Genomic DNA, 23,207 nt, shown 5'->3' on the forward strand with positions numbered 1-23,207 from the left:
TCTGGCCGTCAACACTGGCCGTGATGATGAAACATGCGTCATCCATGCCTGATAAAACCTGAGGTAATGCTACCCTCGCGGAAATACTCAGCATGGATACCCATCATGGAAATGAACTGGCACCAGGCTTTGCAAGAGAGCCTGAGCTGGCTGGCAATCGCCTCGTCCATCACCCTGGTCTGCTTCACCGCAGCGGCGACACTGGCAGTGCGTTTTACACGCTGGGGCAGCCAATTCTGGCAGCTCGCCGGGTCGTATTTCAGCTTCAGGCGCAGCTGGCGGCCGCTGTTGGTGTTTGCCCTGTTATTGGTGATGACGCTGTTCTCGGTGCGCCTGAACGTGCTGTTTTCGTTCTGGTACAACGGTTTCTACAGCGCCCTGCAAGGCCTGGATCAGAGCGCCTTCTGGTACCTGCTAGGCGTATTTGCGGTGCTCGCCACCATCCACGTGCTGCGCTCGCTGTTCACGTTCTACGTGACCCAGGCCTTCAGCATTCACTGGCGAGTCTGGCTCACCAAGCGCCTGACGCACGACTGGATGCACGGCGATGCTTACTACCGTGGCCAGTTCCTCGCCGAGCCCGTAGACAACCCCGACCAGCGTATCGAGCTGGACGTCAATGCTTTCGTCACCAACTCCGTGTCGCTTGCCCTCGGCGCAGTCAGTGCGCTGGTGTCGTTGGTGGCATTCACGGGCATCCTCTGGGGCTTGTCGGCACCGCTGGCAGTGGCGGGGGTCGAGATCCCGCGGGCGATGGTCTTTGCCGTGTACCTGTACGTGATCGTTGCCACTTGGATTGCCTTTCGCCTTGGCCGCCCGTTGATTCGTCTGAACTTCCTCAACGAGAAACTCACCGCTAACTTCCGTTACGCGCTGATGCGCCTGCGTGAAAATGCCGAGAACATCGCCTTCTATCAAGGTGCACAGGTAGAGCGGGGCACACTGTTGGGCCGCTTTGGCGCATTGATTGTCAACGCTTGGGCATTGGTCTTCCGAAACTTGAAGTTCAGCGGTTTCAACCTGGGTATCAGCCAGGTTGCCGTGGTGTTTCCCTTCATCCTTCAGGCGCCGCGTTTCTTCAGTGGCGCTATCAAGCTTGGCGACGTGATGCAGACCTCACAGGCCTTTGGCCAGGTGCAGGATTCGTTGTCGTTCTTCCGCGAATCCTACGACGCATTCGCCCAGTACCGCGCCACCCTCGATCGTTTGACGGGCTTTCTCGATGCCAATGAACAGGCCAGTTCGCTGCCGCGCGTCACTACCGAGCAACAGCCGCATGCCCTGGACATTGCCGGTTTGCAGGTACTGCGCCCCGATGGCCATCCCCTTATTGCCAACCTTGATCTGAGCCTGCGCGCTGGCCAGGCGCTGTTGATCAAAGGGCCTTCAGGGAGTGGTAAAACCACCTTGTTGCGTGCATTGGCTGGGCTCTGGCCTTACGCTGAGGGTGAGGTCAGGCGCCCCGTGGGGCACCAGGCGTTGTTCCTGTCTCAGCGCCCGTACCTGCCACTAGGCGACCTGCGCACCGTTATCGCCTACCCATCGGCCAGCGCACCCGAGCATGAAGTGCGCATGCAGCAAGCCCTGCGCCAGGTCAACCTGGCCCACCTTGCCGAACGCCTGGACGTCAGTTGCGACTGGTCGCACATCCTCTCGGTGGGTGAGCAACAGCGCTTGGCGTTTGCCCGGGTTCTGTTCAACCAGCCCCAAGTAGTGTTTCTCGACGAGTCCACCTCGGCCATGGACGAAGGGCTGGAGCATACGTTGTATGGGCTACTGCGCAGCGAGATGCCGCAGGCCCTGTTGGTGAGTGTTGGCCACCGCAGTACGTTGGCGGCGTTTCACACGCATCGGCTCGAGGTGGATGGGCATGGGGGCTGGTCGGTCATGGAGCAGCAACCGGCGCACGTTCCTGTTTAGCGGAGGGGTAGGAGGGAAATGACAGCGCAGCGTCAGGGTTGATGCTCGGTATCCTGCATCACGATCAACTCGGCCCCGTCGTTGCGCACATTTCCGACAGCCTTGCTCACCGGGAACCACTCGAACGCCTCGACCGGCAGGCACCGCTCTCGTGCCAGGCGCTCGGCTTCCTCGGCGGGTACGTCAGCGTCAATCCATATGCGCGCATCCGCCGGCTCAAGCACCAGAGGCCGGCGGTCATGGATGTCGACCATGCCCTCGTCACTGGCGGCGGTGATGATCACGAAGCCATCGCCTTCGTTAGGCGCCATCCCCGTGTGCACTTCGGCCAACGCGGCCATGAACATCGGTGCCTGGCTTTTCAGGCGGATGTAGTACGGCTGCTTGCGTTTGGCGTCATGCGGGTCGGCCACCCATTCGTACCAACCATCCGCCATCACCAACGCCCGCCCCTGCGGCCACAGGGCTTTGAAAAACTTGCCGGTGGTAACCGTTTCTACCCGGGCGTTGATCGGGGCGGGGCGTTTGCCGGTGGCCCAGAACGGTGCCCAGCCCCAGTGGCAGGGGTCGACGCGCAGCCCGTCCTCGGCACGGTGCAGGATCAGCACCCGGCTGCCGGGGGCGACGTTGTAGCGACCGATCGGCAGGTTGTCATAGCCGCTGATCACGTCCTGTTCGGCGTTCAGTTCACGCAGGTAATCGGCCAAGCCTTGAGACTGGGCGAAGCGTCCACACATGGCATGTACCCCCACTTGTCGAAATGTCCTACGCCGAAATTGACCTGATGCTCGGTAGATCGATACTGTATCTATATACAGTTAAATTCAAGGCCGTGCCATGACTTCCATCCTGGGTCCCATCACCTGCGGTAGCGGTGCTGTTTCGCGTTATCTGTTCCGCATCCCGGCTGGCTTTCCGTCGCCGGCGGCGGACCACATGGAGCAGCCCATCTCGCTCGATGAGTTGTTCAACCTGCGTGCCCCGCATATGTATCTGGTCAGGATAGACGGCGACAGCATGCAGGGCGCCGGGATCTTCGACGGCGACCTGGTGCTGGTCGACCGCTCCCTCGAAGCGCGGCATGGCCAGATCGTGATCGCAGCGGTCAATGGCGAACCGCTGTGCAAGCGGCTGCATAAGGTGGGTGGGCAGGTGGTGCTGCGCTCGGAGAACCCGCGTTACCCCCCACGTTACATCCTCGAAGGCGATGAGTTGACGATCTGGGGTGTAGTGACCTTCAGCGTGCGCAGCCACGATCCGAAATAGCGGCCGTTCAGCGCAGCAAGCCAACCCCAGTCAGGGTAATCCCAGCGAACACTGCGCCCAGCAGAAAGGTGGCCTGGAACCCGACCCCATCCCACATCAGCCCGGCCACCACGCTGGCGACCAGCAGCGCAACGCCGGTCAGCAGGTGGAACAGGCCGAACGCGGTACCGCGCAGGTTGGCCGGGGCGCTGTCGGCGATCAGCGCGGCAAAGACGCCTTGAGTGAAACCCAGGTGCAGCCCCCAGGCCACTACCCCCAGCGCCAGCCCGGCCCAGCCGGGCCACAACGCCAGCATCACGTCAGCCAGCAGCAGTAGCCCCAGCCCTGCCATCAATACACCACGGCGGCCAAGCCTGTCCGACAGCACTCCGGCGGGGTAGGCCGACAGCGAATAGGCCAAGGCCATTACCACCAGAACCGCCGGTGCCCATAACGCGGCCAGGCCCATGTCCTGGGCGCGCAGCAACAAAAAGGCCTCACTGAAGCGTGCCAAGGTAAACACCATGGCCAATGCGATCAGTCGCCAGTAGCCGGCGCCAAGCCGCCTCAGTTGGTGCAGGGCCAGTGGCGAACGTACCGGTCGCGACGTGGCCGTGGCCTCGGGCTCGTGCACGAACACCACAAGCGTGCCGACCGCCACAAGCGCAGGGATCACCGCCACCCAGAACACCGTCTGGAAATGACTGGCCGTGAGCCACATCAGCAAGATCGCCAGCAACGGCCCAACGAAGGCGCCGACAGTGTCCAGTGCCTGGCGCAGGCCGAAGGCGGCGCCGCGCAATTCGGGCGGCGTCACGTCGGCCACCAATGCATCCCGCGGCGCCCCGCGGATGCCCTTGCCGATACGGTCGACAAAGCGTGCCGCGATCAACCAGTCCAGGCCAGAGGCCAAGGGGAATACGGGTTTGGTCAGCGCGCCCAGGCCGTAGCCCACGACCGTGAGCAGCTTGCGCTTGCCCAGCCGGTCGCTCAGTGCGCCGGAAAACACCTTGGTGATCGATGCGGTCGCCTCGGCGATGCCTTCGATAAAGCCGACCGCGACCACCGAGGTGCCGAGCACGGTCACCATGTAAAGCGGCAGCAGGGCGTGGATCATCTCCGAGGAAATGTCCATGAACATCGACACGAAGCCCAGCGCCCAGACACTGCGCGGGATCTTTGGCAGGCCATTGGCGGCAATCGTATGGCCGGTTTTTTCGGTGGTGCGCATTGGCCGTCTCGCGGGGGTTGCTACGTTCAGAACTGTAGGAGCCAGCGCGCAGGATGCAAATCGGATGAATGGAGGAGGCGATAGCGTGCTTATAAGGTGTACTGTATAAATATACAGTTAACGTAAGCCTTCGAAATGAACCCACAGCCCGTTTACGCCCTGATCGACTGCAACAGTTTCTACGCCAGCTGCGAGCGCGTGTTCCGCCCCGATCTGCTGCGCACGCCCATCGTCGTGCTCAGCAACAACGATGGGTGCATCATCGCCCGCAGTGCCGAGGCCAAGCAGTGGGTGAAGATGGGCCAGCCGTATTACCAGGTGAAGGACCTGTTGCGCCGCCATGGCGTGGTGGCTTTTTCATCCAACTATGCGTTGTACGGTGACATGAGCCAGCGGGTGATGGCGGTAATCGAAGGCATGGTCCCGGCACTGGAGGTGTATTCCATCGACGAAGCCTTCGCCGACCTGACCGGCGTACCCGGAGACCTCGACTACCTGGGCCGCGGCATCCGCGAGCGGGTGCTCAAGCACACCGGCATCCCCGTCGGCGTCGGCATCGCGGGTACCAAGACCCTGGCCAAGCTGGCCAACCACGCGGCCAAACGCTGGGCCGTTCACAGCGGTGGGGTGGTCGACCTGCGCATCGCGTCGCAGTGTGAGTGGGTGTTGAAGAAGTGCGACGTGTCCGAGGTCTGGGGCATCGGCAAACGCCTCACCGCGCACCTGCAGGGCATGGGAATCCGCTCCGCCTGGGACTTGTCACGCGCCGATCCAGGCCTGCTGCGCAAGACCTTCAGCGTGGTGGTGGAAAAGACCGCCCGCGAATTGGCGGGCACGCCGTGCCTGCAACTGCAGGACATCGACCCGCCACGCCAGGAAATCTGTTGCAGCCGCATGTTCGGCAAGCGCCTGACCGAGCTGGCACCCATCAAGGAAGCCGTGGCCACCTACGTGATGCGCGCCTCGGAGAAGTTGCGTAGCCAGCGCTCCCTGGCGAGCAAGATGCGCGTCAGCATCCGTACCGGTATGTTCAACCCGGACGAGGCCAAGTACGCCAACGGCGTGGTGGTGCAGTTGCCGTATCCGACAGATGACGTGCGGCTGCTCACACGCATGGCCCTGGAGGCGGTGGGGCGTATCTATCGGCAGGGCTTTCGCTACAGCAAGGCAGAAGTGTTGTTGCTGGAGCTGTGCCAGCGTGGGCAATTCACCGGCGACTTGTTTGCCCCGTCGCAGACGGTGCATGCGGAGCGGGTAATGGGTGTGATCGACGGTGTCAACGCACGTTGGGGTAGGGGCACGCTGCGCAGTGCAGCGGTACCGGCGGCAGCGGAATGGGCAATGCGGCGCGAGTTGATGAGCGCAGGCTTCACGACGCAGATGGCCGGGTTATGGCGGGTTAATCGCTGAGTCTGAGGAGGGCTGCATTGCAGCCCATCGTCGGAAACCCAGCTGAGTCCAGCCCGATTTACCGATCCTGCAGAACCTCGCGGAACACGTCTGGGCGAGAAGCTGCGATATGTAACAATGAACGAGCTGCACCAGAAGGGGTGCGGCGGCCTTGTTCCCACTCTTGGAGGGTACGCACCGAAACGCCTAGCAGCTCTGCGAATTTGAGCTGTGAAAGCCCCGTTCTGCTTCGGGCTTCGGCTGCCTCGGTCACCTCCACCTGGTGCACAGCGCCGTAGCGGCCCGCCTTCACATCCCGGATGGACTCCAGTAATTCTTCACCGATATTGCGAGTGGAATCGCGCAACATCAGGTCTTTTTCAGTCAGGGGCATGGGTGAGCTCCTTTGCAATCTTGCGCAGTACGTGCGCGGGGATATTCTCGGTGGCGCTTTTACAGTAAATCAGCAGTGCAACCAACGTACCGTTGGTGAGCTGGGCTGTGTAGATCACCCGGACCGCTCCTCGTTTGCCTTTGCCGTCCAAGCACCAGCGTACCTTGCGGCATCCCCCTGAGCCGGGAATAACCGTTCCGGCATCAGGGTCATTCGCAAGGTAGGACATGAATGCCCCGTGCTCTTCTATGGACCAATAATCGGGCCATTGTCTTGAAAAAAGTGGGGCTTCAATGATTGTTAGCATACTGTATCCCTACGTCCTTGACGTAGGAATTTTGCTAGAGTTGGGCTAGATGACGAAGCGCAAGGTTGTATCAGGTGGTTGCTAATGAAGCAGTCCAGGCACTATCAAATACTCAATCGCACCGCCAAAGCCGCCAATGTCACCAGCAACACCGGCACCGTCAGCAACACCCCGACCTTGAAGTAATACCCCCAGCCGATGCTGACCCCTTTGCGCGCCAGCACATGCAGCCACAGCAGCGTGGCCAGGCTGCCAATCGGGGTGATCTTCGGCCCCAGGTCACAGCCAATCACGTTGGCGTAGATCATCGCTTCGCGCACCACGCCTTGCGCCTCGCTGGCATGGATCGACAGCGCACCGATCAGCACGCTGGGCAGGTTGTTCATCACCGACGACAACAGCGCGGCAATCAGCCCGGTACCGAGCGAAGCCGCCCACACCCCATGGCCGGCCAGCCAGTTCAGCACGCTGCCCAGCGAGTCGGTCAGGCCGGCATTGCGCAACCCGTAGACCACCAGGTACATCCCCAGCGAAAACACCACGATCTGCCACGGGGCTTCGCGCAGCACGCGGCGTGTGGAAATAACGTGACCACGGGCAGCGACGGCGAACAGTACGGCCGCACAGGCTGCGGCCACGGCACTGACCGGGATACCCAACGGCTCGAGCACGAACAGGCTGGCCAGCAGCGCCAGCAGCACCACCCAACCGACACGAAACGTTGCGCGATCGCGGATGGCCATGGCTGGCAGCTTGAGCTCATCGGTGGCATAGCGCAGCGGGATGTCGCGGCCAAAGTACACCCTCAGCACCAACAAGGTGGCTGCCACGGCCACCAGGTTCACCGGCACCATGACCGAGGCATAGGCGTTGAAACCCAGGCCGAAGTAGTCCGCCGAGACAATGTTCACCAGGTTCGACACCACCAGTGGCAGGCTCGCAGTGTCGGCGATAAAGCCCGCACCCATGACGAAGGCCAGGGTGGCGGCGGGCGAGAAGCGCAGCGCCAGCAGCATCGACATGACGATGGGTGTAAGGATCAACGCCGCGCCGTCATTGGCGAACAGCGCCGACACAGCGGCGCCCAGCAGCACCATGAAGGCGAACAGGCGGCGCCCGTCACCTCCCGCCCACCGCGCCACGTGCAGCGCCGCCCATTCGAAGAAGCCAGCTTCGTCCAGCAGCAGGCTGATGATGATGAGGGCGATGAACGTCGCCGTGGCGTTCCAGATGATGGCCCAGACCGTGGGGATGTCGTGCAGCGACACCACCCCGCACACCAGCGCGAGCACGGCGCCCAAGGTGGCGCTCCAGCCGACGCCCAGGCCTTTGGGCTGCCAGATGACCAGGGTCAGGGTGAACAGGAAAATCAACGCGGCTGGGAGCATGAACACAAGGTCTCGAAGGGCCAAAGAAGCCGCCACAGAGTAGGGCAAGCACGGGCGTTTCAGCAAAGTTCCGTTACAAACATGTAAGTTTCGTAAATAAGATTTAAACTCATTTGAGAATCACTATATTTACCACCCCTGTTGGCCTCCACTTTGTAGTTGCGAGGCCGGTGGGCGAGGGCTCGCCGGCTTCCTGGCAGGGATGTGCCTTTTCGCTCATGAATCGCAGGAGATGTACCGATGCAATCCAGACCTTCACCCAACAGCCTGGCCCTGGCGTTCGTTGCGTTGGCCTCGCCGGCCATGGTCGCGACTGCCGCCCAGGCTGAAGAGCAACGCGCCGGTGAAGTGCTGGAGGTGCCTGCTGCGCAAAGCGCGCTGGTCATTCAGGACACCCTGGTCACCGCCGAGCGCGAAGCGCGGCAGGCGCTGGGTTCGTCGATCATCACCGAAGAGGACATCAAGCGTCATCCCCCGGCCAATGACCTGTCCGAACTGATCCGCCGCGAACCGGGGGTCAACCTGACCGGCAACAGTGCCAGCGGTGCGCGCGGCAACAACCGGCAGATCGACCTGCGTGGCATGGGGCCGGAAAACACCTTGATCCTTATCGACGGCAAGCCTTCGAGCGCTCGCAATGCGGTGCGCTATGGCTGGAACGGCGACCGCGATACCCGTGGCGAAACCAACTGGGTGCCGGCCGAAGCGGTCGAGCGCATCGAGATCCTGCGCGGCCCGGCGGCGGCGCGTTACGGCTCTGGCGCCATGGGCGGGGTGGTCAACATCATCACCAAGCGCCCGACCGATGAGCTCAAAGGCAGCGTCAGCCTGTACACGCAGATGCCCGAAGACAGCGCCGAGGGGGCCAGCCGCCGTACCAACTTCAACCTGGGGGGCGGCCTCACCGAAAACTTGGGTTTCCGCCTGTACGGTGGCCTGGCCAAGACCGACGCCGACGACCTGGACATCAACGCCGGCCATGCCAACAGTGCGCTGTCGGCCGGCCGCGAAGGCGTGCGCAACAAAGACATCAACGGGATGCTGAGCTGGAAACTCAACGACGAGCACCGCTTTGAAACCAGCGCCGGCTACAGCCGACAAGGCAACATTTATGCTGGCGACACCATGAACAGCAACGGCGGCAGCAATGTCGATCTGATCTCCAGCCTGTATGGCCACGAGACCAACGTGATGCAGCGCAACACCTACGACCTGACCCACCTGGGCGATTTCGCCTGGGGCACCAGCAAGACCACGCTGGCCTACGAGTACGTGCGCAACTGGCGCCTCAACGAAGGCTTGGCCGGGGGCCCGGAAGGCGCGATCAACGACAGCGGCGCCGCCATGTCGCGGCTGCGCAATACTCGTCTGAGCAGCGAAGTTAACCTGCCATTCGCCATGGGCAGCACCGAGCATGTATTGACCCTGGGTGGCGAGTACCTGTACGAGTCGCTCAACGATCAAGGCTCGTTCCGCCCGCAGAGTTTTGACCCCAGTGGTGGTGGCAACGACGCGATCAGCGGCTTCGACCGCAGCAACTCGAAGATGACCGCCAAGAGCTACGCGCTGTTCGTCGAAGACAACATCATTGTCGGCGACACCACCGTCACCCCAGGCCTGCGCTTTGACCACCACGAGACCTTCGGCGACAACTTCAGCCCCAGCCTTAACCTCTCGCACAAGCTGACCGAGGCGCTGTCGGTCAAGGGCGGTATCGCCCGCGCCTACAAGGTGCCGAACCTGTACCAGTCCAACCCCAACTACCTGCTCTACAGCCGTGGTAACGGTTGCAGCGTGCAGCAGACCAACTCGGGTGGTTGCTACCTACAGGGCAACGCCGACCTCAAGCCAGAAATCAGCGTCAACAAAGAGATCGGCCTGCTGTACGACCGTGGCACCTGGCGCACCAGCGCGACCTACTTCCGCAACGATTACAAGAACAAGATCATCGGCGACACCGATGTGCTCTACACCATCAACAGTGGCCGCCGCGTGACGCAGTGGGAGAACGCCGGCGAAGCGCGCGTGGAAGGGATCGAGGGCAACTTCTTCATCGAGCTGAGCCCGACCCTGGACTGGAACACCAACCTGACCTGGATGCTCGACAATGACAACCGCGAGACGGGCGAGCCGCTGTCGGTGATCCCAGAGTACACGGTCAATACCACCCTCGACTGGCGCGCCACCGACAAACTGTCGTTCCAGGTGGCAGGCACTTACTTCGGCAAGCAGAAGTCGCCGACCTACAACTACCGCACCCAGGAAAGCTACGACCAGGAGGCGCAGCAGGATGTCGAAGCCTACGGTCTGGTGGACGTGAGCACAGGTTACAAGTTCAACGCCAACTATGACGTGCGGGTGGGGGTGAACAACGTGTTCGATAAGCAGATCCTGCGCGGTGGCAATGCCAGCAGCTCGGGCGCCAACACTTACAACCAGCCGGGTCGGGCGGTGTTTGCTTCGTTGAATATCACCTTCTGATCCCGGGGCCGCAGTGCGGCCCAATCCCCCTGTAGGAGCAGCCTTGTGCTGCGAAGAGGCCGGTGACAACAGCGAAGACTCTCGGGGCTGTCATCGACCGCTTCGCAGCACAAGGCTGCTCCTACAGGGCGATCGGCATGCGCAGCAGCCCACCCAAGACCCTCGAGGAGCTTCCGATGATCCAAGCCCCCGCCTGGCTGCAGATCTTCTCCCGCAGCACCGCGGCGTTGCTGGGCGGTTACGCGTTCAGCTACGCCGCCAGTGCCTGCCTGGCCCGGTTGCTGCCGCTGTCGTCCGCCGACGCGGTCATTGTCGCGACCCTGCCAGCCTTCATCTTCTACACCGGCGCAATCCTCTGGGCCTTTGCCAGCCGTGATGCCGTGCGTGCCTGGGCGCCGCTGGTGCTTGCTGCACCGCTGGCACTGATCGGCTTCTGGCCGCAGGCACTGAGGTGGCTGGCATGAAGAATACCTTCACCCAATCGATGGCCTGGTTGCACACCTGGGCCGGGCTGATTTTCGGCTGGCTGCTGTTTGCCATCTTCGTCACCGGCACCCTGGCGGTGTTCGACAAGGAGCTCAATCACTGGATGCAGCCGGAGGTCCCGGCAACCGAGGTGTCCCAGGCCGACGCCGCTCGGCGGGCCGTTGCCTATCTGCAAGCCCACGAACCGAAGGCCGGCAACTGGGGCATCAGCCTGCCCACCGAGCGTTCGCCCGGGTTGCGGGTGTCCACCGGCGAACGTCGCCATGGCGGTGGCGTGCAGCTCGACCCGCGTACCGGCGAGGCCATCGAGGTGCGTGACAGTGTCGGCGGCAACTTCTTTTTCCGCTTCCATTTCACCCTCGACTTGCCGCGCAACTGGGGCATCTTCGTGGTCGGTGCGCTGGCGTTGGTGATGCTGGCGGCACTGGTCACGGGCATCGTGATCCACAAAAAGATCTTCAAGGAGTTCTTCACCTTCCGGCCCAACAAGGGCCAGCGCTCATGGCTGGACTTTCACAATGCCAGCGCCGTGCTGTTGCTGCCGTTCCACCTGATGATCACCTACACCGGGTTGGTGATCTTCATGCTCATCTACATCCCGGCAGGGGTCGATGCATTGTTCGAAGGCGACAGCCGCGCGTACTTCCAGGCGCAGGGCAATGCCCGCCTGGAGCAGCCACGGCAACTGGCCAGGCAGCCGGGCGAACTGGTTGATGTGGCGCCGTAGCTGGCCCAGGCCGAGGCGCGGCTGGGGCCGATTGGCGGCTTGAACATCCGCAACCCCAACACCGCAGGCGCGCGTATTGAAATCCGCCCCGAGCTGGGCAACCGGATCGCCCTCGCCAAAGGCCAGGCGATGGTCTTCGATGGCGTCAGCGGCGAGCTGCTTAGCGATGTGCCTGAGTGGCGTGCGGCCCCGCTGACTCAGCGGGTGATGGTCGGTTTGCACTTTGCCCAGTTCGGCGGCTACCCGATGCGTTGGCTGTACTTCATTTGCGGGGTGGTCAGTTGCGTGATGATCGCCAGTGGGCTGGTGCTGTTTTGCGTCAAGCGTGGGCGCAAATATGCCAGCGCCACGGCGCAGCCTTTGGCGCGGCGCTGGTACCGGGTAGCCGAAGTGTGCAATGTCGGCTTCGTCAGCGGGTTGTTACTGGCCTGCGTGGCCCTGCTGTGGGCCAGCCGCTTGTTGCCGGTTGAGCTCGTGCAACGGGAAAGCTGGGAGGTGCGCGTGTTCTTTGGCACGTGGCTGCTGGCGCTGCTGCACGCGGGGATGAGGCCGGCACGGCGCGCCTGGGTCGAGCAATTGCTGTTGGTGGCGCTGCTATGCATCGGCTTGGCCGCGTTGGGTGGCATGGCTGACGCGATGCGCCTGGGTGTGGTGGCGTGTGCGATGGTGTTGGGCGTGTTGCTGGGGCTGGTGGCTTGGCGGGTACGTCAGGCTGCGTCGGCGCCGCAGAAGACCAGGGCAGGGCGAAGCGTGGAGGCGGGCGCATGATGATGTGGGTTACAGGCGGTATGTTGTTTGCCTACGTCGGGATGCTCGCGTTGTGCCAGGGCTTGGAGCGGCATTACAAGCATGTCTGGAATCGGCCCTGCCCACGTGGCCTACGCCTGGGGTTGCGAGGGGCAGGGTGGCTGGCGCTGCTGGTCAGCCTGCTGCTGTGCGCCCAGGCCTGGGGTTGGGCCATGGGGCCGGTGGCGTGGTTCGGGGCGCTGTCGCTGGCAGGGATGCTGCTGGTGATGCTATTGCCCTACTGGCCGCGGCTGGCCGTCGGCTTGTCGGCGGCAGTGCCGGTGTGGGGTGTGATGTTGCTGCTGGCTTGATCCGCACAGGCCAGGCGCATTTCGTCGCGCAAAAAAAGTGACGGCATGCTAAACCATCCGCTCCCGCCTGCCATGAAGAGAGCACCGGTGAAAGCCGTTCGCCTGACCCTCGTTTGCCATGCCCTGACCCACGCGCAGAAGACCGGCTGCCTGCCCCGGCCGGAGGACGGCATCCTGGCGCTTGAGCAACCGCCCGTGTCAGCTGGGCCTGCCGTGCAGGTGCTGAGTGCGCCGGAGCGGCGGGCCTGCGAGACAGCGGCATTTTTATCGGCGCAAGCACGGGTCGAACCGGCATTGGCGGATTGCGACCTGGGGTGTTGGCAAGGCTTGTCGCTCAAGCAGTTGCAGGCAGCTCATCCACAGGCGTTGTCCGAATGGCTGGAAAACCCCGACAGCGCACCGCATGGCGGCGAATCGTTCGCCCAGCTGTGCCAGCGCGTGGCGGCTTGGCTAGCGGCGTTCGACACGCCGGGTGAATGGCTGGCGGTGACTCACCCCATGGTCATCCGCGCCGTACTGGTCCAGCTATTGGGGTGTCCGATGAGCGCCCATCAGCGCATTGATGTGCTGCCGCTATCGTGCCTTGAGCTCAGCTTCGCCGGGCAGTGGCGTCTGCGTCTGGGTTGATAGCGGTGGCAGTCAGAAGGCCAGTTTGTAGCCGATCAGCAACAGCATCGCGGCCAGGCACGGGCGCAGCACGCGGTCGGAAATCCGCCCGGTAAGGTGGCTGCCCATGTAGATACCCGGCAGCGAACCGAGCAGCAGGTAGCCCAACAGCGACCAGTCCATGTTGCCCATGCCGGCGTGGCCCAGGCCCGCGACCAAGGTCAGCGGTACCGCGTGGGCGATTTCGGTGCCGACCAGGCGGCGGGTCACCAGGAACGGATAAAGCAGGAACAAGGCCACGGTGCCCAATGCGCCAGCGCCGATGGAGGTCAGGGTGACCATGACGCCCAGCACGACGCCGGTGAGCACGGTCAGTGTGTTCAGGCTGCGGTCGCTGAGGTGATAGTGGTCACCGGCATGATGGCTGGCGAATGCCTGCAGGCGCGATTTGAACAGAATGGCCAGTGCGGTGAGGATCAACACCACGGCCAGGCCTTGTTTGATGATGGCGTTGAGCGCCGAGGTGTCGGTATGCAGGGTGCTGAGGAACCACAGGGTGAGTGCGGCGGCGGGCACGCTGCCCAGGCTCAGCAGGCCGGTGATTTTCCAGTCGATGTTCTTGTTGCGGGCATGCACCCAGACGCCACTGGCCTTGGTGATGGCGGCATAGAGCAGGTCGGTGCCGACAGCAGTGGCCGGGTTGATGCCAAACCACAAAAGAATAGGGGTCATCAGCGAGCCGCCACCTACGCCGGTCATACCGACGATGAAACCCACGACCAGCCCGGCAAGGGTGAAACCGAAAGAACCTACATCCATACGCTACTCGACTGCCCAACTTTGCCCGTTATCGGATGGAAGCCAGCATATAGAATTTTTAATAGCCAAATAGACTAGTTCGTTATTAGGTTATAACTGCGTGGTGCCTGTGCGGCACCGCTCAGCGGTCCGTCATGACCACCATCACCTGCGCATCACCGCCGTCTTCGCTTTCCGACAGGTAGATATGCCCCACCTGGCTATTGAAGTAGGCCGTCTCCTGCGGCCCGATGCTAACGGCTTCACCCGTTTCGAACTCGATGCGCACGCGCCCGCTGAGCACCAGTGCGAACTCTTGCCCTGGGTGGCGGATAAAGTCGTCGAACTGCCCGCGTTCGCGGGCGATGATGCGGGCATAGGCGGGTGTCATGCGCCGCTCGGGGAATGCACCGGCGATCGGGTGGTAGTCGTAGGTACCCGTCGCGTAGCCCGCCACCGCGGCCAGTGAATCCACCACCACGGTGACCGGCACCGGCGTATCAGCCGTGCCGCTGGCACGGAACAACTGCGCGATATCGACATTCAGCGCGCGGGCAGCGGCGGCCAGTTTTTCGTAACTCACCGAGACCTGGGCAAGCTCCATTTTCGACAAGGTCGACACCGGCACGCCGCTGGCTTCGGACAATTGCTTGAGGGTCAATTGGCGCGCCTTGCGCACTTGGCGCAGGCGCCTGCCAACGGCGGCGCGGTCTAGCAAGGGCAGTGCATCGGGACGGTCATCGGGCATTCGGGGCACTCGGCATACGGCGTTGGTCGGGCATATTACCTTGGACCCTTGCGCATTTCTAAATTCTCATATATTAGAATTCTCATAAATGATAATTATCGAAGCAGGAGCGTGCATGACCCCGATCTACGACACCCTGATCATCGGCGCAGGCATTGCCGGCGCCTCCTTGGGTTATCGCCTGGCTGGCCAGCAACGGGTGCTGCTGCTCGAGCGCGAGTCACAGCCGGGCTATCACTCGACCGGGCGCTCGGCGGCTATGTTCATGGAGGCCTACGGCACGCCGCAGATTCAGGCGCTGACCCGTGCCAGCCGCGCGTTCTACGAAGCGCCGCCCGCAGGCTTCTGCGAACACCCTTTGCTTGAGCCGCGCGGCTGCCTCTATGTCGCCAGCCATGAACAACAGCAACTGCTCGAACAGACCCATGCGCAGAACCTGGCCAATGGCACCGAAGTCAGCCTGCTCGACCGCGACGCGGCGCTGGCGCTGGTGCCGAGCCTGCGGCCCGAGGTCGTGGCCGGCGCGGTGCTGGAGCCAGGCGCCATGGACCTGGATGTACACGCGCTGCACCAAGGGTTTTTGCGCGGCTATCGGGCTGCCGGGGGTGAACTGCGCTGCAACGCGGAATTGGCCAAGGCCCGCTTGCTCGATGGCGTGTGGCAGGTGGAATTGAGCGATGGCAGCTGTGTCCAGGCTCATCAACTGGTCAATGCGGCAGGTGCCTGGGCCGACCGCGTCGCCGAGCAATGCGGCGTGGCGCCCATCGGCCTGCAGCCGTGCCGCCGCAGCGCGTTTACTTTCCCCGGCCCCGCCGAGCAAAACTTCGCCCGTTGGCCAGCGGTGATTGGCGTTGACGAGAGCTTCTATTTCAAGCCCGACGCCGGGCAACTGCTCGGCTCGCCCGCCAACGCCGACCCGGTCGAACCCCAGGATGCCGCGCCCGAAGAGCTCGATGTGGCGGTGGGCATCTACAACATCGAAGCCATGACCACGCTGACTATCCGCCGCCCAAGCCACAGTTGGGCCGGTTTGCGTTCGTTTGTTGCCGATGGCGACCTGGTGATTGGTTTTGATGCACGCATGCCTGCGTTTTTCTGGCTGGCGGCGCAAGGTGGCTATGGCATCCAGTCGGCCGCAGGTGCTTCGCGCCTGGCAGCTGACCTGCTGCTTGGCCAGCCGCTGTGCCCTAGCCTTGTCAGCCAGGGGGTGGCGCCTGAACGCTTGTCCCCGGCACGTTTCCAGCAACCCTGAAAGGAGCTTTTTATGAGCAATGATATCCAGCGTTTTCCCAGCAGCCTGCCATTTCCGTTTTCCCGTGGGGTAAAAGCCGGCGGCTTCCTGTTTCTGTCTGGCCAAGTACCGATGAGTGCCGGCGGCGAAGTGGTACGGGGTGATATCCAGACCCAGACCCGCGCGGCCTGCGAACGCATCGCCGAGAGCCTGGAGGCGTGCGGGGCACGCTTCGATCAAGTGGTGAAAGCCACGGTGTGGCTGTCGGACATGAGCCACTTCGCCGGCTTCAACGAGGTTTACAAGGAATTCTTCGGCGCCGCCTTGCCGGTTCGTTCGACGGTGGCCTCGGCGTTGGCGCTGGGGGTGGATGTGGAGATCGAGGTGCAGGCGTTTATCGGCCAAGCGTAACCGTTCACTGATCCAGCAGGAAATTGTAGGCGCAGCCTAGTGCTGCGTAAGGGGCCAGATGCCCATGGCATTGCTGGGGTGCTGAAGGCCTCTTCGCAGCACAAGGCTGCTCCTACAGGGGTTCTTTGCCGCAGTGACGCACAACAACAATAAAACCAGAGGTTCACATGCAAGAGCAGCTGAAAATCGCCGGGGCCTTCGTTGGCGTGATCGTGGGGGCGGGCTTTGCTTCGGGGCGGGAACTGTTGTTGTTCTTTGTCGATTTCGGGGTGTGGGGGCTGGTCGGCGCGCTGGTCAGCGCCGCCTTGTTCACCTTCCTCGGCATGGCCCTGGCGGGCTTGGGCAACCGCCTGCGGGCCACATCGCACAAGGACGTGATACAGGCCATCTGTGGCCGTCACCTGGGCCTGTTCGTCGACTGGCTGATCACCTTCTTCATGTTCGCCGTCACCGTGGTCATGCTGGCCGGTGGGGGGGCACTGCTGGAGCAGCAGTTCGGCATCCCGGCGTTGACCGGCAGCGTGCTGATGACGGTCGTGGTGGTGGGCATCGTGTGCCTGGACGTGCGCAAGGTGATCCTGGCCATCGGCGCGATCACCCCGTTGTTGATCCTGGTGGCGTCGGCGATTGCACTGTACGCAGTGTTCACCCGCGAGCAGAGCTTTGCCGACCTCGATCACCTGGCGAGCCAGCAGCAGGCCGGTACCCGTCATTGGCTGTTGGGCGCGTTCTTGTATGTGTCCTACAACATCGTTGCCGGTGCGCCGATCCTGGCCATTCTGGGGGGCTCGGCCAAGGGCGAGAAGACTGCGGTGTGGGGCGGGTTGCTGGGCGGTGCAGCGCTCGGTGGCTTGATGTTGGTGATGAGCGCCGGGCTGTTGTCGCGCCTGGACAGTGTTGCCGATCTGCCGATGCCGATGCTGTCGATTGCCAATGAGGTGTCGCCGCTGTTGGGGCTGGTGATGTGCCTGATCATTTTCGGCATGATCGTGAACACGGCGGTGGGCACTATGTTCTCGTTCCTTTCGCGGCTGTTGCCGGCGGGCACGGCGACGTTTCGCTGGGGCTCGGTGGTGACCGGGGTGGTGGCGTTTGGCTGTAGCCTGGTGGGGTTCATCAGCCTGGTGGGCGAGGTATATCCGCTGTTTGGCTACCTGGGTTTTGTGCTGATGGCAGCGGTGTTGCTGGCCTGGGTGCGGCGGGGTAAGGCGGTAAAAGCGGTGGTGGTGTAGCGGGGTTGCTGCGCAGCTCATTCGCGGGCAAGCCCGCTCCCACAGGGGTGTGGAGAGGGCTTGCTGGCGAACGTGACACTTAGATTCTGAAGCTGCCCACCAGCTGCTTCAATCGGCCAGCCTGTTGGGCCAGCTGATCGCAGTGCAGCAGTGTCTCGTTCAGGTTCTCGACGCCTTGCTGGTTGAGGGCGTTGATCTGGGTGATGTCCAGGTTGAGGCTCTCGACCACGGCAGTCTGCTCTTCAGTGGCAGTGGCCACCGACTGGTTCATGCCATCGATCTCGCCAATGCGCTGGGTCACGCTGGCCAGGCGCACACCGGCCTGGTTGGCCACTTGCACGGTCTGTTCGCTGGAGACCTGGCTGGTGTTCATGGTGTGCACCGCCTCGCGCGAGCCCACTTGCAGGCTGGTGATCATGCGATGGATCTCTTCGGCCGACTCCTGGGTGCGGTGCGCCAGGTTGCGCACCTCGTCGGCGACCACGGCGAAGCCACGGCCGGCTTCACCGGCACGCGCGGCTTCGATGGCGGCGTTGAGCGCCAGCAGGTTGGTCTGCTGGGAAATGCCTTTGATCACATCGAGAATCTTGCCGATTTCGTCGGTGCTGGCGTTGAGCGTTTCAATCTGCGCGCACGATTCGCTGATGCGCTGCGACAGGGCGGTCATGGCACTGATCGCTTCCTCGACCACTTCGCGGCCACCGTGGGCCTGCTCGCTGGCGCCGCTGGCATGCTGCGAGGCGTCGGCGGCGTTGCGCGCGATCTCTTGGGTAGCAGCGCCCAGCTCGTTGATGGCTGCCGCCACACTGTTGGTGCGCATGCTCTGCTCTTCGGAGCCGGTGATCGAAGCGTTGGAGGCGTTGACCACCTTTTCCGACAGGTCATGCACCAGTCGCGTGGCCGACGACACTTCACTGATCGAGGCATGGATGCGTTCAACGAACCGGTTGAACGACATCGCCAGTTCGCCGAACTCGTCCTTGTTCTGCACGGCCAGGCGGCGGGTGAGGTCACCTTCACCTTCAGCGATGTCGCGCATGGCACGGCCCATGGTGGTCAGCGGTTGCATCAGCACCGGGATCAACAAGCCCAGCAGGCCGGCGATGGCGGCCACGGCGATGAGCATGGCGATGATCGCCGAGGTGCGGAATTGGCTAAGGGCGGCGTAGGCCTTGTCCTTGTCGATCGACAGGCCGATGTACCACTGGGCCGACGGCAGGCCGTTGACCGGGGCAAAGGAGATCAGGCGGTCCTGGCCATTGAGGGTGACATCCTGCATGCCCGAGGCGACGCGCAGGCCACTGCCAGGGTAGATGTCCTTGAGGTTTTTCATCACCTGGTCTTTGTCCGGGCTGACGATGACCTGGCCATTGCTGTCGGCAAGGAAAGCATGGCCGATGCCGCCGAAATCGACCGAGTTGATGATTTCGACCAAGGTGTCGAGGGTCACGTCGCCGCCGACCACACCGATCAGTTCACCGTTGCCTTTGCCCTTCACGGGGGTGGCAATGGTGACCATCAAGCCGCCGACGGCGCCTTGGTAAGGGGCGGTCAAAACGGTCTGCCCGGCGCTTGCCGCGGTGCTGTACCACGGGCGTTGGCGGGGGTCGTAACCGGCGGGCATCTGCGCGTCTGGGCGCTGGGTGAATGCACCATTGGCCTGGCCCAGGTAGGTGAACAGGAAATTGCGCGTATAGGACGGTTGCTCGACCAGGCCGTTCAGGGTATCACCGGCGCCTTGCTGGCCGATGTCCTGGGCCAGGTTTTCCAGCACCAGGATGCGCCCGCTCATCCAGTTCTGCACGCTGCTGGCGGTCAGTGCGCCGGATTGCTGCACCGAGGACTCGATATTCTGGCGAATGGTGTTGCGTTGCAGGTAGTCGTTGTAAAGGGTGAACAGGGCAAAAGCCAGGACCACGACGCCGCACGCGCTGAGCAGGATCTTGTGGCGAAATTTCAGGTTCATGTTTCGAGACCTTGAGCCAATCAGGGGGGAGGGCATAGCGCACTCATGACGCGCTGCGCCCTGTCGTCTGGCTATCGGCTTGAGGGGTAAAAAATTGAAACACTTAGCGAAATTTCTTTAGGCCGTTTCGACGAACGGCATTCAGCGTTTACACAGCTGTTCGATCAACAGCCGCGCCGCCTGGCGCAGCGGGTGCTGTTTGCGCCACAGGATGTGCACGGGCAACTGCAGTTCATTACGGGTATTGCGAAAATCCAGCCGCACCAGCCGCCCGGCCGCCAACAGCGGTGCAATGCGCGAAAGCGGCAAGTCACCCCAGCCCAGGCCGGCCTCGACCATCTGCAGGGCGACGTCGAAGCTGTCGGTGGACCAGTGTGTGGCACCGATCAGGGCGCGCGGGTCGGTCAGCGGCAGGTCGCGGCTGCGCACCAGGATCTGGCGCACATTGATCAGGTCTTCAAGGTAGTGAATGCGTGCGTCGAGCAGCGCCGGATGGGTGGGTGACAGGGTAGCCACCAGCGACTCCATGCCGATGTACTGGAAGCCGCGACGGGCATCGACCTGCAGGCCGGCGAAGGCCACGCAGAGGTCGGCGCGGCCACTGTCGAGCAAGTGCAGGGCTTCTTCCTGGGGGGCGCTGAGCAGCGCGATGTCCAGCAGCGGGTAGCGCTCACCGAGCTGGGCGATGGCGCCTAACAGCGGGCGATGGTCGACGTCGGGGACCACCGCGATGGTCAGGCTGCTCTCAAGCCCCTGGGACAACTCCAGGGCATGCACCTGCAGCAGCCCGAGTTGTTCGGCGATCAACCTGGCGTGAGGTTCCAGGGCCAAGGCCTGGGCCGTCGCCCGCACTTCGCGCGGGCCACGTTCGAACAGGCTGTACCCAAGCTCTGCCTCAAGGTTGCCGATGGCCATGCTCACGGCCGACGGCACCCGGTGCAGGGCGCGTGCGGCAGCGGAGAACGACCCGCGGTCGAGCACGGCGAGAAATAGCTGAATATTGTCGCTGGAAAAGTTCATGGCAGCCTCCTGTCAGTTGATCTGACAGCTGCTGACTTTTACTGTCAAGAAGATTGAAGCATTCTCGCCCCCATCGTTTTTTGACTTTGGAGGTAAACCCAGGTGCAGGGGCTCAAACGCAAACTGGTCTATGTGACTTTCTATGAACTGATCGGGTTGTGCATGTCCACCCTCGGGCTGGCGTATCTGTCAGACACCCAGGCTTCCCACACCGGGCCATTGGCCGTGATGATCACCACCATCGCGATGCTCTGGAACCTGATTTACAACACCCTGTTCGAGCGCTGGGAGGCCCGCCAGGCCAAACGCGGGCGCAGCGTGGCCCGGCGCGTGGCGCATGCCATCGGTTTTCAACTGACGTTGGTGGTGTACCTGATTCCGCTGATTGCCTGGTGGCTGGACATGAGCCTGGTCGAGGCGTTTCTGGTGGACCTGGCGTTCATCATCCTGGTGCCGTGCTACACCTTTGCCTACAACTGGGCATTCGACAGGCTCTTCGGCTTGCCCACCTCGGCGCTGGCCACTGCCTGACAGGTTGCTGAAATGCCCCTTGTGAGCAGCCTTGTGCTGCGAAGAGGCCCGCACAAGCAACCCCTAAGGCGGCAGGCGTATCAACAAAGGCGCCTGCCGCTGTTCCGCCTGCGGCGCTATCGGCTGCTCCACCGGCCGCGGCGCACTGGCCAGCAAACTGTCCTCGACCTGCCCCGACAGGTAATACACCCCCGCCATCGCCCCGCTCTGGCGGTTCTCCATCAACTCCTGCCATTCCTGGTTCAGCGCCACGTTGAGGATCACCCGCAACTGTTCGACCATCTGCGGTTGTTCACGGCCGTGGGTGATCATGCCGTACCCGGTTGCCGCCACCGAGATCATCGCCCCAGCCACCTTGCCCACCGCAGAGGCCACGGCACTGGCGATGCCGCGTGGGGCCAGGGTGGCGCCGAGCTTCTCGCTGGCGCGGGTGGCCACCGACGACAGGCCCACGTCGGTCTGCCCCGGGCCTTTGCTGGCTTGTTGGTGCAAATGCTCGCGCATGGCTTGCCAGGCCGGTTGCTGGTCCAGCGACTTGGCCCGCAGCAGTTGGTAGAGGCTGGCGTTGCGTGCAGCGGGCGGGCCCAGGGCGATGGCGGGTATCCGGTTGAGGCGCTGGCTGAATTGCTCAGCCGGTGCGTTGTAGCGGGCGATGATGCCAGGCAGTTGCTGGCCGAACAGTTGCACGTACAGTTCACAGGCCCGGTCGCGAATACCCTCGGGGTTGATCTGCTCGGCCACGGGCTCGATCACCCGCTCGTGGTACTGCTCTTGCAGGTACAGCGCCAGGCGTTTTTCTGCAGGCTCACGGCCCTCGCCACTGTCGATCTTGTACCAGGCGACCTTGAGGGTCAGCCATTGTTGGGTCCAGTAGCCGGTGAACCAGGGGATGAAGTCGCTCTCGGTGCGTTGCTGCACCTGCTCCTTCCACACCCGCATCGAGCGGCGGGCGTAATCGTTGGCCGACCCGGCGGCACCGACCGAAGCCTCGATCAGGTCCTGGTCGATGCGCTGCCAGGCAGCGGCGGTGAGCACGGCGGGCGGTGGCGGGGCGGGCGGGCGCTTGCTCGCACAGCCGCCGAGGGCCAGCAACAGGCACAGTAGCAGTAAGGGGGTACGCGAGCTCACGCGGCCGCCTCCCTGGGTAGAGGCTGGGGTGGTTTCTCGAGTATAGAGAGATCGCTGCCAGTAGGAGCGGCCTTGCGTCGCGAAAGGGCTGCGAAGCAGCCCCAGGATTTCAGCCTCGCCGAAACATTGCAGGGGGCCGCTTCGCAGCCCATTCGCGACGCAAGGCCGCTCCTACAACGGCGAAAAAACTCAGCCCAGGTCGAGCTTGTCTTGCAGCCGGTCGAGGTGCTCGTGCATCAGCGCCAGCGCTGCGGGGGCATCACCTGCCTCGACCGCATCGATGATCGCCGCATGTTCTTCCCAGGCACAGTGGTCGCAGCAGGGCGACTCATAGCGGGCGATGATCAGCGAGGTCATCGGCACCAAACCGTTGAGAAACCGCGCCAGCGGGGCGTTGGCGGCGACCTGCGCGAGCTTCAGGTGAAACTCGCCGCCCAGGCGGATGGCCGCGCAGCGCTCACCGTTTTCGTGGTGTTGGCGCTCCCGCTCGACCAGCAGGCGCAGCTGGCGGATCTGCGCCGGCCGGGCGCGTTGCGCGGCGAGGGTGATCAAGGTGGTTTCGGCCAGGCGCCTGGCACTGAGCACCTGGCGCGCCTGGTCTGGGTCGGGTGCGGCCAGGTGCGCGGTGTGGCTGGGGCGCTGAACCACCACCTGTTGGTCCGACAGGCGGCCGAGCACCCGGCGTATCACCGTGCGGCTGACACCAAAGGCATGGCCCAGGGCCTGCTCGGGCAGCAGTGCACCCGGCGGCAAGCGCTGTTCAAGGATTGCGTCGAACAGCCGTGGGTAGATCTGGTCGGCCGACAGGCGAGTTTCGCCGGCGGCGAGCAAGGCAGGCAGGCGGGGGGCGGCGTGGGCGCAGGCGGTCATG

The 23,207-nt window shown here is 63.2% G+C and carries 22 protein-coding genes and 1 pseudogene; 12 read left to right on the forward strand and 11 right to left on the reverse strand.

Translation table 11 applies throughout. The annotated features are described in order from the left end of the window. Positions 1 to 105: 105 nt before the first annotated feature. On the forward strand, positions 106 to 1,920 hold the full coding sequence (locus GIB19_RS14890) for an ABC transporter ATP-binding protein/permease (RefSeq protein ID WP_274887016.1): 1,815 nt from the start codon (positions 106 to 108) through the stop codon (positions 1,918 to 1,920). A gap of 32 nt (positions 1,921 to 1,952) precedes the next feature. Here GIB19_RS14890 and GIB19_RS14895 read toward each other — a convergent pair whose 3' ends face one another. After that, the gene (locus GIB19_RS14895) at positions 1,953 to 2,657 is read right to left on the reverse strand and encodes an SOS response-associated peptidase family protein (protein WP_274887017.1); all 705 of its coding nucleotides are present in this window, start codon (positions 2,655 to 2,657) and stop codon (positions 1,953 to 1,955) included. Between the two features lie 100 nt (positions 2,658 to 2,757). Between GIB19_RS14895 and GIB19_RS14900 the strand changes: the two genes are divergently transcribed. Then, on the forward strand, positions 2,758 to 3,186 hold the full coding sequence (locus GIB19_RS14900) for a LexA family protein (protein ID WP_027593988.1): 429 nt from the start codon (positions 2,758 to 2,760) through the stop codon (positions 3,184 to 3,186). A gap of 7 nt (positions 3,187 to 3,193) precedes the next feature. Here the strand turns inward: GIB19_RS14900 and GIB19_RS14905 are convergent, their stop codons facing one another. Next, entirely contained in the window at positions 3,194 to 4,396 is a 1,203-nt protein-coding gene (locus GIB19_RS14905) for an MFS transporter (protein WP_099429960.1), read from the reverse strand. 135 nt (positions 4,397 to 4,531) lie between these two features. On the opposite strand from GIB19_RS14905, the gene umuC reads away from it, so the two are divergent. Continuing rightward, positions 4,532 to 5,806: a Y-family DNA polymerase gene (gene umuC / locus GIB19_RS14910; RefSeq protein ID WP_274887020.1), complete on the forward strand. Its 1,275-nt coding sequence runs from the start codon at positions 4,532 to 4,534 to the stop codon at positions 5,804 to 5,806. Between the two features lie 58 nt (positions 5,807 to 5,864). Here umuC and GIB19_RS14915 read toward each other — a convergent pair whose 3' ends face one another. From GIB19_RS14915 to GIB19_RS14925, 3 genes are all read right to left on the reverse strand, one after another. Further along, a complete protein-coding gene (locus GIB19_RS14915; protein ID WP_099429958.1) occupies positions 5,865 to 6,179 on the reverse strand; it encodes a helix-turn-helix domain-containing protein in 315 nt (104 codons plus the stop codon). After that, on the reverse strand, positions 6,166 to 6,486 hold the full coding sequence (locus GIB19_RS14920) for a transcriptional regulator (RefSeq protein WP_099429957.1): 321 nt from the start codon (positions 6,484 to 6,486) through the stop codon (positions 6,166 to 6,168). Before GIB19_RS14920 ends, GIB19_RS14915 begins: the two co-directional genes overlap by 14 nt. A gap of 104 nt (positions 6,487 to 6,590) precedes the next feature. Next, entirely contained in the window at positions 6,591 to 7,874 is a 1,284-nt protein-coding gene (locus GIB19_RS14925) for an arsenic transporter (protein ID WP_027593985.1), read from the reverse strand. Between the two features lie 240 nt (positions 7,875 to 8,114). Between GIB19_RS14925 and GIB19_RS14930 the strand changes: the two genes are divergently transcribed. The 5 genes and pseudogenes from GIB19_RS14930 to GIB19_RS14950 all read left to right on the forward strand — a co-directional run bounded on the left by GIB19_RS14930 (position 8,115) and on the right by GIB19_RS14950 (position 13,292). Next, positions 8,115 to 10,355: a TonB-dependent siderophore receptor gene (locus GIB19_RS14930; protein WP_099429956.1), complete on the forward strand. Its 2,241-nt coding sequence runs from the start codon at positions 8,115 to 8,117 to the stop codon at positions 10,353 to 10,355. A 176-nt stretch (positions 10,356 to 10,531) separates the two neighbouring features. Further along, positions 10,532 to 10,819, forward strand: coding sequence for a hypothetical protein (locus GIB19_RS14935; RefSeq protein WP_027593983.1), 288 nt, complete (start codon positions 10,532 to 10,534; stop codon positions 10,817 to 10,819). Further along, positions 10,816 to 12,336, forward strand: a pseudogene (locus tag GIB19_RS14940) (PepSY-associated TM helix domain-containing protein). The gene GIB19_RS14935 and the pseudogene GIB19_RS14940 overlap by 4 nt, the downstream one beginning before the upstream one ends. Beyond that, positions 12,333 to 12,665 carry a DUF3325 domain-containing protein gene (locus GIB19_RS14945; protein WP_027593981.1) on the forward strand — a complete coding sequence of 111 codons (333 nt, stop codon included), beginning with the start codon at positions 12,333 to 12,335 and terminating at the stop codon, positions 12,663 to 12,665. Before GIB19_RS14940 ends, GIB19_RS14945 begins: the two are co-directional and overlap by 4 nt. An 87-nt stretch (positions 12,666 to 12,752) precedes the next feature. Further along, positions 12,753 to 13,292: a histidine phosphatase family protein gene (locus GIB19_RS14950; RefSeq protein ID WP_274887021.1), complete on the forward strand. Its 540-nt coding sequence runs from the start codon at positions 12,753 to 12,755 to the stop codon at positions 13,290 to 13,292. A gap of 12 nt (positions 13,293 to 13,304) precedes the next feature. Here the strand turns inward: GIB19_RS14950 and GIB19_RS14955 are convergent, their stop codons facing one another. Further along, positions 13,305 to 14,090, reverse strand: a complete 786-nt coding sequence (locus GIB19_RS14955; protein ID WP_274887022.1) for a sulfite exporter TauE/SafE family protein — start codon at positions 14,088 to 14,090, stop codon at positions 13,305 to 13,307. 121 nt (positions 14,091 to 14,211) lie between these two features. Further along, a complete protein-coding gene (locus tag GIB19_RS14960; protein WP_033694146.1) occupies positions 14,212 to 14,817 on the reverse strand; it encodes a helix-turn-helix domain-containing protein in 606 nt (201 codons plus the stop codon). A gap of 115 nt (positions 14,818 to 14,932) precedes the next feature. Here GIB19_RS14960 and GIB19_RS14965 point away from each other — a divergent pair, with 115 nt between their 5' ends. The 3 genes from GIB19_RS14965 to GIB19_RS14975 all read left to right on the forward strand — a co-directional run bounded on the left by GIB19_RS14965 (position 14,933) and on the right by GIB19_RS14975 (position 17,691). Continuing rightward, a complete protein-coding gene (locus tag GIB19_RS14965; RefSeq protein ID WP_274887023.1) occupies positions 14,933 to 16,069 on the forward strand; it encodes an NAD(P)/FAD-dependent oxidoreductase in 1,137 nt (378 codons plus the stop codon). Between the two features lie 12 nt (positions 16,070 to 16,081). Next, positions 16,082 to 16,459, forward strand: a complete 378-nt coding sequence (locus GIB19_RS14970) for a RidA family protein (protein WP_027593976.1) — start codon at positions 16,082 to 16,084, stop codon at positions 16,457 to 16,459. 167 nt (positions 16,460 to 16,626) lie between these two features. Then, positions 16,627 to 17,691 carry a YkvI family membrane protein gene (locus GIB19_RS14975; protein ID WP_099429949.1) on the forward strand — a complete coding sequence of 355 codons (1,065 nt, stop codon included), beginning with the start codon at positions 16,627 to 16,629 and terminating at the stop codon, positions 17,689 to 17,691. Positions 17,692 to 17,770: 79 nt separating this feature from the next. Here GIB19_RS14975 and mcpA read toward each other — a convergent pair whose 3' ends face one another. Together mcpA and GIB19_RS14985 are read right to left on the reverse strand one after the other, a co-directional pair. Then, positions 17,771 to 19,657: a methyl-accepting chemotaxis protein McpA gene (gene mcpA / locus GIB19_RS14980; protein ID WP_027593974.1), complete on the reverse strand. Its 1,887-nt coding sequence runs from the start codon at positions 19,655 to 19,657 to the stop codon at positions 17,771 to 17,773. Positions 19,658 to 19,798: 141 nt separating this feature from the next. Beyond that, positions 19,799 to 20,677, reverse strand: coding sequence for a LysR family transcriptional regulator (locus tag GIB19_RS14985; RefSeq protein WP_099429948.1), 879 nt, complete (start codon positions 20,675 to 20,677; stop codon positions 19,799 to 19,801). Between the two features lie 102 nt (positions 20,678 to 20,779). On the opposite strand from GIB19_RS14985, the gene GIB19_RS14990 reads away from it, so the two are divergent. Next, positions 20,780 to 21,208, forward strand: a complete 429-nt coding sequence (locus tag GIB19_RS14990) for a PACE efflux transporter (protein ID WP_027593972.1) — start codon at positions 20,780 to 20,782, stop codon at positions 21,206 to 21,208. A 63-nt stretch (positions 21,209 to 21,271) separates the two neighbouring features. Here the strand turns inward: GIB19_RS14990 and GIB19_RS14995 are convergent, their stop codons facing one another. Together GIB19_RS14995 and GIB19_RS15000 are read right to left on the reverse strand one after the other, a co-directional pair. Next, positions 21,272 to 22,336, reverse strand: a complete 1,065-nt coding sequence (locus tag GIB19_RS14995) for a hypothetical protein (RefSeq protein WP_274887026.1) — start codon at positions 22,334 to 22,336, stop codon at positions 21,272 to 21,274. Between the two features lie 189 nt (positions 22,337 to 22,525). Further along, positions 22,526 to 23,206 carry a GntR family transcriptional regulator gene (locus GIB19_RS15000; RefSeq protein WP_027593970.1) on the reverse strand — a complete coding sequence of 227 codons (681 nt, stop codon included), beginning with the start codon at positions 23,204 to 23,206 and terminating at the stop codon, positions 22,526 to 22,528. Position 23,207: the final 1 nt, after the last annotated feature.

Origin of the sequence: Pseudomonas sp. ITEM 17296 (genome assembly GCF_028895205.1) — a bacterium.
Taxonomy (GTDB): domain Bacteria; phylum Pseudomonadota; class Gammaproteobacteria; order Pseudomonadales; family Pseudomonadaceae; genus Aquipseudomonas; species Aquipseudomonas kermanshahensis.